Source organism: Streptomyces sp. YGL11-2, from assembly GCF_050054615.1.
GTDB lineage: Bacteria > Actinomycetota > Actinomycetes > Streptomycetales > Streptomycetaceae > Streptomyces.
Map to the genome: position 1 here is coordinate 111,434 of NZ_JBNHIN010000002.1, position 15,255 is coordinate 126,688.

Sequence of the window (15,255 nt, forward strand, 5' to 3'; positions counted from 1 at the left end):
GGCGCGCGGCGCACGGACGGCGCCGCAAGCGGTGACGGAGGCGGGCAGGCGGATTCGGGTGAAGTGGCGGGCGGCTGCGGGCGGTTCGGTTCTGGGCGGGGAGCGGCCGGGGTGCCGGTCCGGCCGGAGGCGGTGGGCGGTGGACCGGGCGGGGCGGCGGGATCAGCCGGCCGGCGCCTCCGCGAGGATCCGGTCCAGCGCGGCTTCCAGGGTGTCGCAGACCTCTTCCTTGCCCAGCGGGACGAGCCGGTCCGTGCGGTCCAGGAAGGCGATCAGCGGCGGCGCGCTGGCCCGGAACAGGGCCCGCTCGGGGCCGACTTGCAGGCTGATGTAGACATCGCTGAGGTGCTCGGGGGAGGACGGCTCGATCCGTACGTCGCCCTCACCGGACGGGCGGCCCAGCCCGTCCAGCAGCAGCTCACGCCCGAACGCCCAGGTCACCGGCGCATCGCCGGGAAGGTCGAAGGTGAGCCGGACCGCATACGGATCGGCGCTGTCGAAGTCCAGCTCCACCGGGATCCGAAAGGCGAGCTCCTCCGAGACGAGAAAGCTCATGATCACTTCTGCCTGAACCGTGTCGCTCATCAACCACTGCCCCGCACTTGATCGGAGATGGCCGGGAATCATCCCCGGAAGCCGTATGGACGCCATAGTCGGCCACACACAGGCAGATCACAAGGAGTGAGTTTTCAGATACTGATAGAGAAGGCGAGTGTCGTTAGTACCTCCTCCGCCATTTTCCGTAGTCGATCCGTAACCGACCGCAATCGATGCAGTTCCGTCACGGGGAGGGAGACCGCCAGCGTCGCCGCGGCCGAGCCGACCCGGATCGGAATCGCCGAGCACACCGTGCCCATGGCATATTCCTGACGTTCGTACGCGACCTGGCCGCGACGCACCGTAGCCAACCGTTGCAGCAGCTCACCCTCGGATCGCAGGGAGAAGGGCGTTATCGACCGCACGGGATAACGCGCCAGATGCTCCTTCCTGGACGCCTCGTCGAGCTGCGCCAGCAGGCACTGCCCGATCGCATGGGCATGGGCGCTGGTACGGAAGTCGACCCACTCGTCGACCGGTGGCCGCCGCGGATCGTCGGTCATCGCCACCACCTCCACCTCACCCTCGCGGTAGACGGCGAAGTAGACGGCGGCGCCCAGTTCCCGGCCCGCCATGGCCAGCACCTCGGAGAGCTGGCGGCGCTGGCGCCGCCAGGCTCCGGCCCGGCCGATGCACTCGGCGCCCTCGCCGACGACGAAGACGCCGTTCTCCCGGCGCAGATAGCCCTCGTGGGTCAGGGTCCGCAGCAGGTGGTAGGTCGTCGGCAGCGGGAGTCCGGCCTCTCGGGCGAGTTGCTTGGCGGGCGCCCCGTCGGGATGCGCGGCAACCGCCTCCAGCAGCCGCAGCGCCCGCTGCACCGATCCGATCAGAGTGGGGTGAGAGCCGGATTCGCCGTTCACGATCGCCAACACCATCCCCCAGGTACGAACGCCAGGGGCCCATGGCCCCGGTCCCGGGACCCGCTCCCGCGACCACGCACGTCTCCCGGGGCATCATCGGCGACGCCCGGCTCGTCCTCGCCCACCCGGTACTTTCCGGAACGTCAGCATCCGGAAGACGCCCGCGCTCGCACTCTAGCCGCGCGGATCAGGGCCGCGAGCGGAAAGCCGGGGGAGTTAACCCGGCCGGGACAGCCGGCATCCGGCGATGACACGAGGGGCCAGGCTCACACACCGGGCGAACAGCTCCAATACGCTGAACTCCCCCCGCACGAAGGGGGATCAACAGGCAGGTATCCGAACCGCGTTCGACCGCGGAGGGCGGGAGTGTCGGAGCGGAACCGGACACTCCGGCCGGCGCCCCTCCGGAACGCCGGACGCCCTGCCCCCGAAGCGGGGCAGGGCGTCATCGGACGGTGCGGGCCGGACAGTGTCGGTCAGTAGGACCCGGCCTTACCAGTCGCTCTTCGAGGAGGACGACGAGGATCCGGTGAACCTCCGCACGAGGTAGATGACGCCGGCAATCAGGGCCGCCGCGATCAGGACCTTGAACAGCAGGCTGACCAGGAAGCCGAGAGCGGTGGCGAGCAGCCCGCCGAAGACCACGATCAGGATGACGGGCACCACGACCCAGGTGACCCACCACGGAAGCCCTGCGAATATCCCCTTACCAGCCACTGCTCTGCCCTGCTTTCTGTCTGTCTCGCTGATGTCGGTCACTGCCTGCCGCGCCGATGGCACCGTCCGCGCCCTGCGCGTCTGCCGGTCTTCCGGCCTTACACCAACGATGCTAGGGCGCCGGGGGCCGCCGCGGGGGCCTGACAGCCCCGGCTCATCCCTGACCCGACCCCTACGGGTTCCGGGGTCCGACCCTCAGCTCTCGGGCGGAGAGAAGACCACCATGACCCGGAGGTCCTCGCTGATGTGATGGAACTTGTGGGGTACCCCGGCCGGGACGTAGACCACACTGCCGCGCGCCACCGGCTCCGTCTCCGTGCCCACGGTGATCGCCCCACGGCCGCTGACCACGAGGTACACCTCGTCCTGCGCATGCGGCTGCTGCGGATCGGTACTGCCGGCATCCAGCGCGTACAGACCGACCGACATGTTGCGTTCCCGGAGGAACTGCAGATATGCGCCGTCGTTCGCGACCCTCTCTGCTTCGAGTTCATCCAGTCGGAAAGCCTTCATGCCGTTCGCACCCCTCGCTGATTCAGAGTCGTCTGCGACGATCTCACCATGAAGCATTTTCTGGTCAAGACGATCGCCAACGCCGCGGCACTGGCCGTGGCCATCTGGCTGCTCAAGGGCATCACGCTCACCGGTGAGAACACCGGCCGCAAGGTGCTGACACTCGTCCTCGTCGCGCTGATCTTCGGGCTGGTCAACTTCCTGGTCAAGCCCGTGGTGAAGCTGCTGTCCTTCCCCCTGTTCATCCTCACCCTCGGCCTGATCACGCTCGTCGTGAACGCGCTGATGCTGCTGCTGACCTCCTGGCTCGCCGGCAAGGCACACCTGGCCTTCCATGTGGACGGCTTCTGGACGGCCCTGGTCGGCGGCGTGATCGTCTCCATCGTCGCCTGGGCGATGCACGTGATTCTCCCCGACGAGGACTGACACTTGTCCACCCCCTATCGCGTCTGCTTCGTCTGCACCGGCAACATCTGCCGCTCGCCGATGGCCGAGTCGGTCTTCCGCGCCCGGATCGGGGAGGACGGGCTCGACGCCCTGGTAGAGATCGACAGCGCCGGTACCGGCGGCTGGCACGAAGGCCACGGAGCCGACCCGCGCACGGTCGCCGTACTGCGCGCGGGCGGCTATCCGTACGCCCACACCGCCCGGCTGTTCCGCGCCTCCTGGTTCGCCCGCCTCGACCTGGTGATCGCGCTCGACTCGGGCCATCTGCGCGAGCTGCGCAGGCTGGCCCCCACCGCCCGGGACGCCGCGAAGATCCGCCTGCTGCGCTCGTACGGCACCGGCTCGGGGCCCGGCGCGGACCTCGACGTACCCGACCCGTACTACGGCGGCTCCGAGGATTTCGAGGAGTGCCTGGACATGATCGAAACGGCCTGCGACGGGCTCCTGGAGGCGGTCCGCGCCGAGGTCACCTCCGGCGCTCCTGGCCCCGCCGAGCCCCGGCCGCACCCGCCCCACCACCAGAAGGAGAGCGCATGACGGGCGACGGCACCCGCGCCGTACGGGCCGGGCTCCCCGAGTCGGCAGCCTACGAACCGCCCCTCCCCGGGCCGGTCTTCGCGGCGCACTACCACCTCCCCGGCGACGCCGCCGGTCCCTACACCTACGGCCGCGACGCCAACCCGACCTGGACCCGGCTGGAAGCCGCCATCGGCGAACTGGAATCGCCGGACCGGCCCGCGCAGACCGTCGCCTTCGCCTCCGGCATGGCCGCGATCACCGCCGTCCTCTTCTCCCAACTGCGTTCCGGCGACGCGGTGGTGCTGCCCAGCGACGGCTACCAGCTGCTGCCGGCCGTCCGCACCCGTCTGGAGAGCTACGGCATCGAGGTGCGCACGGCGCCCACTGCGGACGACGCCCAGCTCGGCGTCCTCGACGGCGCCCGCCTGCTGTGGATCGAATCCCCCTCCAACCCCGGTCTCGACGTCTGCGACATCCGGCGGCTGGCCGACGCGGCGCACGCCCGCGGCGCCCTGGTCGCCGTTGACAACACCCTCGCCACCCCGCTCGGCCAGCGCCCACTGGACCTCGGCGCCGACTTCTCGGTCGCCAGCGGCACCAAGGCACTGACCGGACACGGCGATGTCCTGCTGGGGTACGCCAGCACCCACGACGCCGCACTGGCCGACGACGTACGGCTGTGGCGCAAGACCGTCGGCGCGATCCCCGGCCCCATGGAGAGCTGGCTCGCACACCGCTCGCTGGCCACCCTGGCGCTGCGCGTCCGCCAGCAGGCGACCGGCGCGCTGGCACTCGCCATGGCGCTGGCCGAGCGCCCCGAGGTCACCGGCCTGCGGCACCCCGGACTGCCGTCCGACCCGTCCCATCCGCTCGCCGTCCGGCAGATGCACTCCGGCCGCTTCGGCTGCGTGGTCTCCTTCACGCTGCCGGACCAGGCGTATGCGGAGCGGTTCCTGGGCGCGCTGACGCTGGTGGACGACGCGACGAGTTTCGGCGGCGTACGGTCCACCGCCGAGCGGCGCGGGCGCTGGGGCGGCGATGACGTGCCGGAGGGCTTCATCCGCTTCTCGGTCGGCGTCGAGGAGCCGGAGGATCTGGTCGCGGACGTCCTCCGGGCGCTGGACGCAGCCAATCCGGATCACCATGTCCGGCCGGTCGCCTGAGACCGCGACCGGCGACGCGCCGACAGCGGCAGCGGCGTGCGAAGGGCCGGCAGGGTATCCCCCCTCGTCACCCTGCCGGCCGGCGGTCCGCCTGCACCGGCCCGGATGTTGCTCGGACCCGCTGTTTCACGTGAAACGAACCGCTTCAACAAGGCTAGTTGACTGAGCGTCAGTGTCCAATCACGCTAGCGACACATCCCTATCGACAAATTTATAGTTGGCGCGCGACCAGGCTTCCTAGGGGCACAGGAGGTACGCGATGGATCTGGCGCTGCTGCGTACCTTCGTCACCGTGCACCGGGCCGGCTCGTTCACCCGTGCCGCGGCGCTGCTCGGTCTGTCCCAGCCCGCCGTGACCAGCCAAATACGGGCTCTGGAACGCCAGTTGGGCCGCCCGCTCTTCCTCCGCTACGCCCGCGGGGTCACCCCCACCACCGTCGGCGACGAGCTCGCCCACAAGGTCGCGCCCCACCTCGACGCACTGACCGAGATCACCGAAGCCGGACTGGACCAGGACTCCGCCACCCGCACCCTGCATCTCGGCGGCCCCCCGGAGTTCACCGCCGAGCGCGCACTGCCCGCACTGACCCCGCTCATCGCCCAGGGCCTGTCCATACGCACCGCCTTCGGCGCCGCCGACGAGCTGCTCAACGGCCTGGCCGCCGGCCACCACGACCTGACCGTCACCACCACCCGTCCGCGTGGCGGGCTGCTCACCGCCACCCCGCTGTGCGACGAGGAACACGTGCTGGTCGCCGCGCCCCGCTGGGCGGCCCGGGTCGGCGGCCCCGGCGTGCTCCAGGACCGCGGCGTACGCGTTCTGGATCCCGTACCGCTCGTCGAGGTCCACGAGAGCCTGCCGCTGATCGCCCGCTACTGGTCCGCGGTCTTCGACGCCAAACCCGCCGCCTCGGCAGCGGTCATCGCCGCCGATCTGCGAGCCGTGCTGACCTGCGTCGCGGCGGGCGCGGGGCTGGCCGTGCTGCCCCGCTACCTGTGCACCGAGGCGCTGGACAGCGGTGCCGTGGTCGCCCTCCTCGAACCGCCGGTGCCCCCACTGCGCACGTACTTTCTCGCCGTACGGACCGGGACGCTGGGGCTGCCGCACATCGCGCGGGCACACGAGTGGCTGCTGCGCACGGCGGTCGACTGGTGACGTGAGTGGTGGGGCACGGGTTTCACCAGGCGGCGACTGCGGCATCTGTCCCCTATGACCGTACGGCCAGTCGTCAAACGCACCGCCCGCGCGATTCTGCTCGACGGAGCGGATCTCGTACTGATCAAACGCACCAAGCCGGGCCGGGCACCGTACTGGATCACTCCCGGCGGCGGTGTGGAGCCCGAGGACGCCACCGTCATCGACGCCCTGCACCGCGAACTGGACGAGGAACTGGGCGCCAAGATCACGGACGTGGTGCCGGTCTTCGTCGACACCGTCGAGCACTTCAGCGACGGCGGTGTCGACGGCGTCAAGGTGCAGCACTTCTTCGTCTGCCGGCTCGACTCGATGGACCTCTCGCGCCGGCACGGCCCCGAGGTCGAGGAGCCGTGCGGGGAGTACGAGATCGTGCGGGTGCCCTTCACCCGCGTCGGGATCGCCTCCGTCGAGGTCGTACCGCTCTCGCTGCGGCACTACCTCGACGGCAACATCGAGGGCGTGCGCGCGATGCACGCCCCCGATCTGGGGTGAGCGGCCACCGGACGCGGCCGCTCGCGCCCCGGCTCAGACGTCGGGCCGGTCGAACCAGCCGCGGAACTCCGGAGAGTCCTCGGCGGGACTGCGCGGCTGGGCACGTGCCAGCACCCGCTCGACCCGGTCGACGAACTCCCCGGTCAGCGCCGCCGCCACGCTGTCCCGGGCGATCGGGGAAGCGGTGCGGGGCACGATGCCCAGCGGACGGTACACCGGGACGTCCCTGGGCTCCGGCTCCGCCAGGTCCTCGTGCAGGCCGCCCCGCAGCTGCTCGTGCTTGTGCTTCGGGCGCCGGAACGGCGGGCGTTCGGCCGCGTCGGCGGCGGCACCGAAGAAGTCACCGCCCTTGCGCTTGACGTCGTCGGTGCCCCAGGCCCGCGCGCCGCGCGCCTGCGCCGGGACCTTCTGCAGATGGGGGATGTGCTTGGCGCAGTGGATGTACGCCTCTTCGACCTCGACCGCGACCCACAGCTGCGCCCGCCGGCCGGGAACCGGGTCGACCGGCAGCTCGGGGTGGGCGGCCCGCATCTCCTCGTCCAGCACCACCCGAGCCCGGCCGTTGACGTGCAGCCCTATGCGGTCGCGGGTGAAGTCGATCATCAGGATGCCCAGGCGCGGGTTCTCGGAGATGTTGCCCACGGACGCCATGACGCCGTTGCCGCGGTACTCCGGGTACGCCAGCAGCCGCTGGTCCAGCACCTGCACGAAGCCGGGCGGACCGGCCCGGAAGGTCGCGTCGCATTCGCCGTGGCGGTCGGCGGTGGCCAGGAAGAACATCTCCTGTCTCGCGACGAACTCCCGCATACGGCCGTTGAGATGGTCGAGAACCTGGTCGTTGTAGAACCGGTCGGCACGCTCGGTCGTGCCGAGTCTCTGCTGCACCAGGTGCTCGCCATCGCTTCCGGGGCGCCCCTCCTGCCCGAAGGCGCCCCGTCCCTCCCCTGCCCGGCCGTATTCACCGTCTACTGCCAAGTCTTCAGTCTCCCGTCGATACCAGCTCTTCGATGGAGTCGTGCCGTATGCGATCGGACGGAACACCGACCCCCACCAGAGCGTCCACCCCACTGCGGATCAGCCCCGGCGGACCGGACAGATACGCGTCATATTCCCGGTACGGCCCGTATCGCCGTACGGCATCGGGGAGTTGCCCCGTAATGGTGCCGGGCCCGCCCCGCCTCCCGGGCCCGATGGCGACGACCGGACGGACCGACAGCCACGGGTGGGTCTCCGCCAGCCGCAGCATGGTGTCGATGTCGTAGAGGTCGTGGTCGCTGCGGGCGCCGTAGAAGACGTCCACGGGGCGCCGGACGCCGTGTTCCGCGACATCCTCGACCAGTGCCTTGATGGGCGCGATGCCGGTGCCGCCGCCGACGCACAGCAGGCCGCTGCGGTGGGTGTGGTCGACGGTCATGGAACCGGCCGGGGCGCCGAGCCGGAGCACGTCGCCGGGCCGGGCGCGGTGCACCATCGCGTTGGAGACCCAGCCGGCCGGCACCGCCTTCACATGGAACGACAGCAGCCCGTCCGAACGCGGCGCGGAGGCGAAGGAGTAGTGCCGCCAGACCCGCGGCCACCACGGCGTCTCCAGACTGGTGTACTGACCGGCCCGGAAGGGGTACGGCTGGTCCGGCCGCACCGTCACCACCGCGGTGTCGGGCGTGCGCAGCTCGTGCGAGACGACCTCGGCCTGCCACCAGGCGGGCGCGACGGCCTCGTTCTCGGCCGCCGCGTCGATCATGATCTGCGAGATCGCGGTGTACGCCCGCACCCACGCGGCCTGGGCCTCCGGGCTCCAACTGGACGTCGCGTAACGGGAGAGCGCGGCCAGCAGGCATTCACCGACCGCCGGGTAGTGGTCGGGCACGGTCCCGTATTTGCGGTGCCCGCGGCCCAGGTGGGAGAGGTAGTCGGTGAGCACCGCGGCGTCGTCAACGTGCTGGGCCGCGGTGAGCAACGCCTTGAAGAGCCGGTCGCGCTGGGTGTCCATCGCGGCGGGGAACAGCGCCCGCGTATCGGGGTGCTGGACGAACAGCAGCGCGTAGAAGTACGAGGTGACCTTGTCGGCGACCGGCTCGATCTCGGCCATGGTGCGGCGGATGAGGATCGCGTCGGGAGAGGCCGGCTTCTTGCCGGAGGCGGATGCCGTCACGGCGCTGAGGGTGGGCTCCGGAGCGAGCGGGGCCGGAGGGGCCGTGGGGGTCGGCGGGGCGGCGGGAGCCGGCGGGGCCGGGGCGGCAGCCGGGGGCGGCGGGGCCGATGCCGTCCGAGCGGTGCGGGGGTCGGTGGCGCCGAACCCGTCGAAGGGGTTCCGCACCGGCTCGTGCACGGGCTCCGGCTCGGCCTCGCGGCGCGGAGCGGCATACGCGGACGCGGGGGAGGAGGCGGGGGCGGGGACGGCCTGCTCGGCATGCGGAGCGGCGGACCGCTCGGCGTACGCGGGGGAGCCGGCCTGACGGCCCGTTTCCCGCTGCGGCGCCGGTCCCTGCTGCGGCACCCGTTGCGGCTCCGGCTCGCGCACCCGCTCCGCGGCGGTACCTACCGGGCGTATCGGATTGACCGGACGCGCGGGTATCCGTTCCGCTTCAGGGCGTTCGCCCCGGTCATCCTGCTCGTCCCGGTCATTCCGCTTGTCCTGGGTCGATGGCTGCCCGTCCCGGGCGTTTTGTCTCGGCGGCTTCTCCGCGGCGGATTTCTTCGACGCCGGAGTGAACCAACCCCAATCGCCACTGCTCCCGCCAGAAGAGCCGCTATCGGCCGACGTGGTGGTCGGAGCGTCCATGGTCTGCCTCGCCTCGAACGTCATTCGGTGGTGTTTGCAGTTCCGTTGATCGGAACTGTCGGAATTCCCCCGCCCTGCCCCGGAATTCTTAATCGACTCAAGCGATCCCGGCAACATCCTTCAAAGCGGACAAATCTCACTTCCCTATGGCAAGTAGCGCAGATGCCGTCCCGTCAGGATGCCACCCTGGTCGACCGCATCGGACAAATAGTCGGAAGTCCGGGTGTCACGGACCGCGGAGCCGCTAGGCTGACGAGCTTTGCCTGCCGTTCGCGCGGCCACGGGGACCCTCACCCCGCCAAGCCGGACTCGACCATACCGGCAGTAGTTGAAACCACAAGCCCCGATCTGGGAACACTCCGTGCGGCACCACCATTAACAGTGATCCTCCCCACAGACAGCATTTTCCGCGTACCAAGCGGACGAATCCGTCGCGGAAAGCAATGAATTACTCGCGAGTACGCACCAGTTCGTATGCCTCCCGAAGATCACGTCCCGTGTACGCATACGACGCCAGGCCGCTGACATGGTGATCCGCATTCACCGCGACCGACTCCGGTACCACCGCGAAGAGTTCGGCATCCGACATGGAGTCGCCGTACGCCACGCAGTCGGCCCGGCTCAGCCCGTACCGCACACACAGTTCGTCCGCGATCCGTACCTTCGCGGACGGCGAGAGGATGCCGGCCGGTTCCAGCGGCTGGCGGATCGGCACGGAGGGCCAGCGGGAGCCGTGTGCGGTGTCCGCGCCCCATGCCAGCAGCCGTTCCACGAAGAATCCCGGCGAGAGGGAAATCACGGCGCACCGTTCGCCGCGTGCCCGGATATCCGCCCAGACCTCCCGGATTCCGGTCAGCCACGGCGCACCCTCGAAGGCCGCCGCCACTTGAGCCTCGGTCAGCTCGGCGGCCCAGAGATCACATGCCAGCTGCGCGAAGCGCGCCGGCGTCAGCTCACCCGCGGCGAACCGGTGCTCCAGCTCGGCGATCTCCCGGTCCAGCCCCAGCTGGCCGGAGATCTCCACGGCCGCCGCGGACCCGTGGAGCAGGGTCCCGTCCATGTCGAACAGATGCAGCTTGCTCATGGGGCGGAGCCTAGGGTCTGCCCCATGAGTCAGGGGACGGAAAGGCCCTGGGGTCTGCACGAGCACCGGCGGAGTGGCACGGCGGCTCTCCGCTGGTGCACCGGCGACGCGGCGAGGTACCGCGCCGCGACGTACAGGAGAGCACCGTCCGAAGTCGCCCTGAGTTGCTGGAAATTGCCCTGAGTTTCACTGAGTTACTCCGACTTACCCCAGGTCATCCTGATTCATCCGGAGCGAGCGTCGTGCGCCCGGTCGCGGGCTGCGGACCCGCGCCAGGGGCGGGCCGGCGGGACGCCCGCACGGCGCGGGCGTCGGGACCGGGGAGGTGCCGCCGCCGTCTGCCCGTACTCAAGCCCGCGTACGGGCGGATACTCCCGCCGTCAGATGTCCGGCCGGGCGCCGACCGCCACCGTGGGAGGTATGCAGCTCAGCCGCCCTGCCCGCCGGGCCCTCCTCGTCGTCCATGTCGCCGTGTCCGTCAGCTGGCTGGGGCTGACCGCCGGACTCCTCGCACTCAGCCTCACCGGCTTCACGACCGGCTCCCCGGAAACGGCCGCGGTCGCCTACCGCGCGATGAAGATCTTCGCGGACTGGCTCATCGTCCCCGTGGCCCTGGTCTCACTGGTCAGCGGACTGGTGCTGTCGCTAGGCACCCACTGGGGGCTGATCCGCCATCGCTGGGTCGCCGTCAAGTTCTGGCTCACCGTGCTGACCACGGCGCTGTCGGTCTTCGCGCTCCGCCCCGGTATCGACCACCTCGCGGCCCAGGCCGCCGCCGGCCACCCGGCGCCCGACGTCAACCTCCTCGTGGCGCCGGCGGTCGCCACCGCCGCATACCTCTTCATGACCGCGATCTCCGTCCTCAAGCCGTGGGGGCCGACCCAACGGGGCCGCCGGCTGCGTGCGGCGCGGTCGACCGCGGCCCGCGAACGCCGCGGGGCCCGGACCGGGTAAGCGCCTCGGGCGGGTGAGCACCACCCGGTGCCGGGGCGGGCGAGGGCCATACAGTGCGGCAGCTCGCCCCCCACCTCCTGGGGCCGCCGTTCTCCCGGGCGGCGGCCCCAGGGGGCTCAGCTCCGCCCCGCCGGTATCGGCTCGTCGGAGACCGCGGCCGGACCGCCCGCCGTCACCACCTGGCCGCGGCCCGTCTGCCGGCGCTCCAGGACCGAGGCCAGTACCGCCACACCGAGCGCCGCTACGGTCATCAGCGCGCCGACCCAGTTGACCGAGGTGAATCCGAGCCCGGCCGAGAGGACCAGCCCGCCGAGCCAAGCTGCCAGCGCGTTACCGAAGTTGAAGGCCGCGATATTGCCGGCCGAGGCAAGCGTGGGCGCGGAAGCCGCCTGGTCCAGCACCCGCTTCTGCAGCGGCGGTACGGTCGCGAAGCCGAAGAAGCCTATGAGCGCGACGGTGACGGTGGCGGCGATCTTGTTGTGCGCGCTGAACGTGAACGCGGCCAGGACCAGCGCCAGACCGGTCAGCGACGCGTACAGCATCGGCATCATGGCGCGGTCGGTGAACCGTCCGGAGAACAGGTTTCCACCGACCATGCCGAGGCCGAAGACGGCGGTCAGCCAGACGACGGAGGACGCCGCGAAGCCGGTGACCTCGGTCATCATCGAGGCGAGGTAGGTGACCGCCGCGAAGACGCCGCCGAAGCCCAGGATCGTCATCAGCATGGCCAGCCCGACCTGCGGATTGCGGAAGACCGCGAGCTCGCTGCCTATCCGGGCCGCCGCCTTCGCCCGCTGCGCCGGGACGAGCTTGACGATGCCGAGCAGCGCGAGCACGCCGAACCCGGCGATCGCGTAGAAGGTGGTGCGCCAGCCGAACTGCTGGCTGAGCAGGGTGCCGACCGGCACACCCACGACAGTGGCGACGGTCAGGCCGCTGAACATCAGCGAGATCGCGGTGGCCCGCTTGTCCGGCGCGACGAGATCGGCGGCCACGAGAGCACCGATACCGAAGAACGCGCCGTGGGCGAACGCGGAGACGACCCGCCCGGCGAGCACCAGCGCGAAGGTGGGCGCGAGGCCGGTGAGCGCATTGCCCACGATGAAGAGGCCCATCAGCAGCATCAGCATCTGCTTGCGGGTGAAGCGGGTGCCGAGGACGGTCATCAGCGGCGCGCCGGCCACCACCCCGAGGGCATAGACCGTGGTCGCGTAACCGGCGAGCGGGATGGAGACACCGAACCCGGCCGCCATGTCGGGCAGCAGGCCCATGACCGCGAACTCGGTCGTCCCGATCCCGAAGGCTCCGATGGCGAGTGCCAGGAGAGCGAGAGGCATGGCGGATCCCTCCGACTAGTGCGTACGTCCGTTGATTGCGTCCGTCCTTTACGAGCGTCAACAATAATTGCAGACGCCGAATAATTGCAAGCGCGGGATATTTCAGATGTGCCCTATCCTGGTTCGTACGACGCACGAGGAGGTCTTCGATGACGCAGCGGACGCGGGAGACGGCACAGGCCCAGGCGACTGCTGCCGGGGGCCTCGCTCAGGGCTGGTGCGCGCTCTCCGCCCTGCACGGCCGTATCGAGACACACATAGAGCGCGCCCTCCAGGCCCAGTACCACCTCAGCGTCCGGGAGTTCTCGGTGCTCAACGTGCTCAGCGAGCAGCACGACGGGCCGGGTGGCCACCTCCGGATGCACCAGGTCGCCGACTCGGTCGTCCTCAGCCAGAGCGCCACCACCCGCCTGGTGACCCGGCTCGAAGAGCGCGGGCTGCTCTCCCGCTATCTGTGCCCGGACGACCGGCGCGGCATCTACACCGACGTCACCCCCGACGGCCTGCACCTCCTCACGGAGGCCCGGCCCACGCACGACACCGCGCTGCGCGAGGCCCTCAAGGACGCCGCCAAGCGGCCCGAGCTGGCACCGCTGGTGACCGCCGTCGAGGAGTTGGCACCGCCGGTGTGACGCCCGGCGGGCCCGGCTCCTCGGCCGTGCCGCGGGCTCGGCATAAGGTCGCGCCCATGAGCGATATCGAGATACGCCGGGCCACCGAGGCCGACCTGCCCGCCATCGTCGCCATGCTCGCCGACGACCCCCTGGGCGCCGGCCGCGAATCACCGGACGACATGGCCCCGTACCGCGCCGCGTTCGCGCGGGTGGCCGCCGACCCGCATCAGCACCTGGTCGTCGCGGTCCGGGACGGCCGTACGATCGGCACGCTGCAGCTCACGGTGATCCCCGGCATCTCCCGGCGCGGCGCCACCCGCTCGATCATCGAGGCGGTACGGATCCATGCCGACGAGCGCGGCAGCGGCCTCGGCACCCAGCTCATCGAGTGGGCGATCGCCGAATCCCGCTCCCTCGGCTGCCTGCTCGTCCAGCTCACCTCCGACGCCACACGCGTCGACGCCCACCGCTTCTACGAACGCCTCGGCTTCGAGGCGTCCCACCTGGGCTTCAAGCTCCAGCTCTGACCCGGGCCGGGCACCGCACGGGAGCCGGCCGAAGGGAAGCGGGGCCGGCTCAGCGGGAACGGGCCGGCGCAGCCATGGGGCGGGGCACCTCCTACGAGGTAGCGCCCCGCGCCCGCCCGCGCGCACGGTGGGCCTTCTGCCGGCAGGCACCTCCGCAGTACCGCGCAGGCCGGCCGGTACGCGCTGCCGCGATCGCCTCGCCGCACACCTGACACCGGGCCGTGCCCCGAGATGCGTTCCTCGCCTTGTCCCTGTCCCCGTTCCCTCTCCCGGTCACGCTCCCGGCCCCGCCTCCGGTTTCGTCACGCACCGGCGGTGCGGGTGGCAGTTCCGTTACGGTCGGGACGGCGCGTAGGCCGTCGAGCACCAGCGCCGTCATCCGGCCCGCCGACGCCGCTCCCGAACCCGCTCCGCCGTCCGCCGGGCCCCTCCCCCCGGCTCGCCGTCGCTCCATCGCCGTACACCCGACCAGCAAGACGCGGACGTCCTCCAGCTGCACATCCGCCCTTACCGCGCCCGCCTCTTGGGCCCTGGCCAGCAGGACGCCCAGCGCCGCCACGAAGTCCCGCTCGGGCGCCCCCGAGGCCTCACCCAACAGCTCCGGCCCGTCCTCGCCGGCCGCCTCCAGCGAATCGCACAGCGCCCGGTTGCGGGCCGCCAGCCGGACGACCGACGCCAGGAAGCGGAAGAACACCCCGCCGGGATCGTCGACCTCGGCCAAGTCCGTTGCGGTATCGGCGAAAAGCCGCATCCGGTCCCTGACCGACGCCCTGAACAGGGCGTCCTTGGACGGGAAATGGCGGTACACGGTCCCCGCTCCGACTCCGGCACGACGCGCGATCTCCCCCAGCGGAACCCGCAACCCCCGCTCCTCGAACGCCGATCGCGCCGCCTGAAGGACCAGCGCCCGATTGCGCCGGGCATCCGCACGCGACGGCACCGCCCCGCCGTCCGACATCCGCACGTCTCCCGAAACCGTCCGACTCCACCGCATTCCAGACCCGGTATTTAACCGGGCTGATCGTTCCGATTCTACGAGAGCCCTAAAACATGCGTGCGTATCGCCACACTTGCGGGTGTGGCCGATGCCGGCGACGCGGAGGGTGGAGACCGTGACTCACGGGCCGGAACGCGACACGGAGACTCGTCGGGCTTGATGAGGCGGCGTCGGATGTGCCGGAGCAGCGGTGGCCTTGAGGAGCCGGCGTCGAATCCGGCGGGCGTACGGCGCGATACGAGGACCGCCCCGGCGTGGCGCAGGGGACCGTGCGGCGCCTCACGAGAACAGCCCGCGACAGGACGCGAAGCCCGTCCGGCGAATGGCGGGCGCTCCACCCCCTCCCCCTTGCTCACACCAACAGGCGGCCAGAATAGGGAAGTTGGGGCCCGAATGGGTGACGAATCCAAAGCCGGAAAAAAGCGCTACGGCAAAGGGGTGGGGGGGGGGTTTT

Annotated in this window: 17 protein-coding genes; 8 read left to right on the plus strand and 9 right to left on the minus strand. The window is 70.8% G+C overall.

The genetic code is table 11. The annotated features are described in order from the left end of the window. Positions 1–162 precede the first annotated feature (162 nt). From ACO1BR_RS02810 to ACO1BR_RS02825, 4 genes are all read right to left on the minus strand, one after another. Positions 163–585: an SsgA family sporulation/cell division regulator gene (locus ACO1BR_RS02810; protein WP_201305126.1), complete on the minus strand. Its 423-nt coding sequence runs from the start codon at positions 583–585 to the stop codon at positions 163–165. Between the two features lie 104 nt (positions 586–689). Further along, positions 690–1,472: an IclR family transcriptional regulator gene (locus ACO1BR_RS02815; RefSeq protein ID WP_426793426.1), complete on the minus strand. Its 783-nt coding sequence runs from the start codon at positions 1,470–1,472 to the stop codon at positions 690–692. Between the two features lie 477 nt (positions 1,473–1,949). After that, the gene (locus ACO1BR_RS02820) at positions 1,950–2,174 is read right to left on the minus strand and encodes a DUF5326 family protein (RefSeq protein WP_159509467.1); all 225 of its coding nucleotides are present in this window, start codon (positions 2,172–2,174) and stop codon (positions 1,950–1,952) included. Positions 2,175–2,369: 195 nt separating this feature from the next. Then, positions 2,370–2,687, minus strand: a complete 318-nt coding sequence (locus ACO1BR_RS02825) for a cupin domain-containing protein (RefSeq protein WP_159509469.1) — start codon at positions 2,685–2,687, stop codon at positions 2,370–2,372. A 48-nt stretch (positions 2,688–2,735) separates the two neighbouring features. Between ACO1BR_RS02825 and ACO1BR_RS02830 the strand changes: the two genes are divergently transcribed. From ACO1BR_RS02830 to ACO1BR_RS02850, 5 genes are all read left to right on the plus strand, one after another. Next, positions 2,736–3,113 (plus strand): phage holin family protein, encoded by a 378-nt coding sequence (locus tag ACO1BR_RS02830; RefSeq protein ID WP_426793427.1) that lies wholly within the window; start codon positions 2,736–2,738, stop codon positions 3,111–3,113. Between the two features lie 3 nt (positions 3,114–3,116). Next, positions 3,117–3,671 (plus strand): low molecular weight protein-tyrosine-phosphatase, encoded by a 555-nt coding sequence (locus ACO1BR_RS02835; RefSeq protein ID WP_426793428.1) that lies wholly within the window; start codon positions 3,117–3,119, stop codon positions 3,669–3,671. After that, entirely contained in the window at positions 3,668–4,816 is a 1,149-nt protein-coding gene (locus tag ACO1BR_RS02840) for a cystathionine gamma-lyase (RefSeq protein ID WP_426793429.1), read from the plus strand. Before ACO1BR_RS02835 ends, ACO1BR_RS02840 begins: the two co-directional genes overlap by 4 nt. Positions 4,817–5,075: 259 nt before the next feature. After that, positions 5,076–5,972, plus strand: a complete 897-nt coding sequence (locus ACO1BR_RS02845) for a LysR family transcriptional regulator (RefSeq protein ID WP_426793430.1) — start codon at positions 5,076–5,078, stop codon at positions 5,970–5,972. Between the two features lie 54 nt (positions 5,973–6,026). After that, a complete protein-coding gene (locus tag ACO1BR_RS02850) occupies positions 6,027–6,506 on the plus strand; it encodes an NUDIX domain-containing protein (RefSeq protein ID WP_159509479.1) in 480 nt (159 codons plus the stop codon). A 33-nt stretch (positions 6,507–6,539) separates the two neighbouring features. Here the strand turns inward: ACO1BR_RS02850 and ACO1BR_RS02855 are convergent, their stop codons facing one another. The 3 genes from ACO1BR_RS02855 to ACO1BR_RS02865 form a co-directional block, all read right to left on the minus strand. After that, on the minus strand, positions 6,540–7,391 hold the full coding sequence (locus ACO1BR_RS02855) for a pyridoxamine 5'-phosphate oxidase family protein (protein ID WP_426793715.1): 852 nt from the start codon (positions 7,389–7,391) through the stop codon (positions 6,540–6,542). 94 nt (positions 7,392–7,485) lie between these two features. Next, positions 7,486–9,288: a globin domain-containing protein gene (locus ACO1BR_RS02860; RefSeq protein ID WP_426793716.1), complete on the minus strand. Its 1,803-nt coding sequence runs from the start codon at positions 9,286–9,288 to the stop codon at positions 7,486–7,488. A 448-nt stretch (positions 9,289–9,736) separates the two neighbouring features. Further along, complete coding sequence (locus ACO1BR_RS02865) at positions 9,737–10,372, minus strand: HAD family hydrolase (protein ID WP_426793431.1); 636 nt, start codon at positions 10,370–10,372, stop codon at positions 9,737–9,739. 420 nt (positions 10,373–10,792) lie between these two features. Between ACO1BR_RS02865 and ACO1BR_RS02870 the strand changes: the two genes are divergently transcribed. Further along, positions 10,793–11,326 carry a DUF2269 domain-containing protein gene (locus tag ACO1BR_RS02870; RefSeq protein WP_426793432.1) on the plus strand — a complete coding sequence of 178 codons (534 nt, stop codon included), beginning with the start codon at positions 10,793–10,795 and terminating at the stop codon, positions 11,324–11,326. 116 nt (positions 11,327–11,442) lie between these two features. Here ACO1BR_RS02870 and ACO1BR_RS02875 read toward each other — a convergent pair whose 3' ends face one another. Continuing rightward, positions 11,443–12,663, minus strand: a complete 1,221-nt coding sequence (locus ACO1BR_RS02875) for an MFS transporter (protein WP_426793433.1) — start codon at positions 12,661–12,663, stop codon at positions 11,443–11,445. Between the two features lie 149 nt (positions 12,664–12,812). Between ACO1BR_RS02875 and ACO1BR_RS02880 the strand changes: the two genes are divergently transcribed. Beyond that, a complete protein-coding gene (locus tag ACO1BR_RS02880) occupies positions 12,813–13,295 on the plus strand; it encodes a MarR family winged helix-turn-helix transcriptional regulator (protein ID WP_426793434.1) in 483 nt (160 codons plus the stop codon). 56 nt (positions 13,296–13,351) lie between these two features. After that, a complete protein-coding gene (locus ACO1BR_RS02885) occupies positions 13,352–13,804 on the plus strand; it encodes an N-acetyltransferase family protein (protein ID WP_426793435.1) in 453 nt (150 codons plus the stop codon). A 91-nt stretch (positions 13,805–13,895) separates the two neighbouring features. Here ACO1BR_RS02885 and ACO1BR_RS02890 read toward each other — a convergent pair whose 3' ends face one another. After that, a complete protein-coding gene (locus ACO1BR_RS02890) occupies positions 13,896–14,798 on the minus strand; it encodes a TetR/AcrR family transcriptional regulator (RefSeq protein ID WP_426793436.1) in 903 nt (300 codons plus the stop codon). Positions 14,799–15,255: the final 457 nt, after the last annotated feature.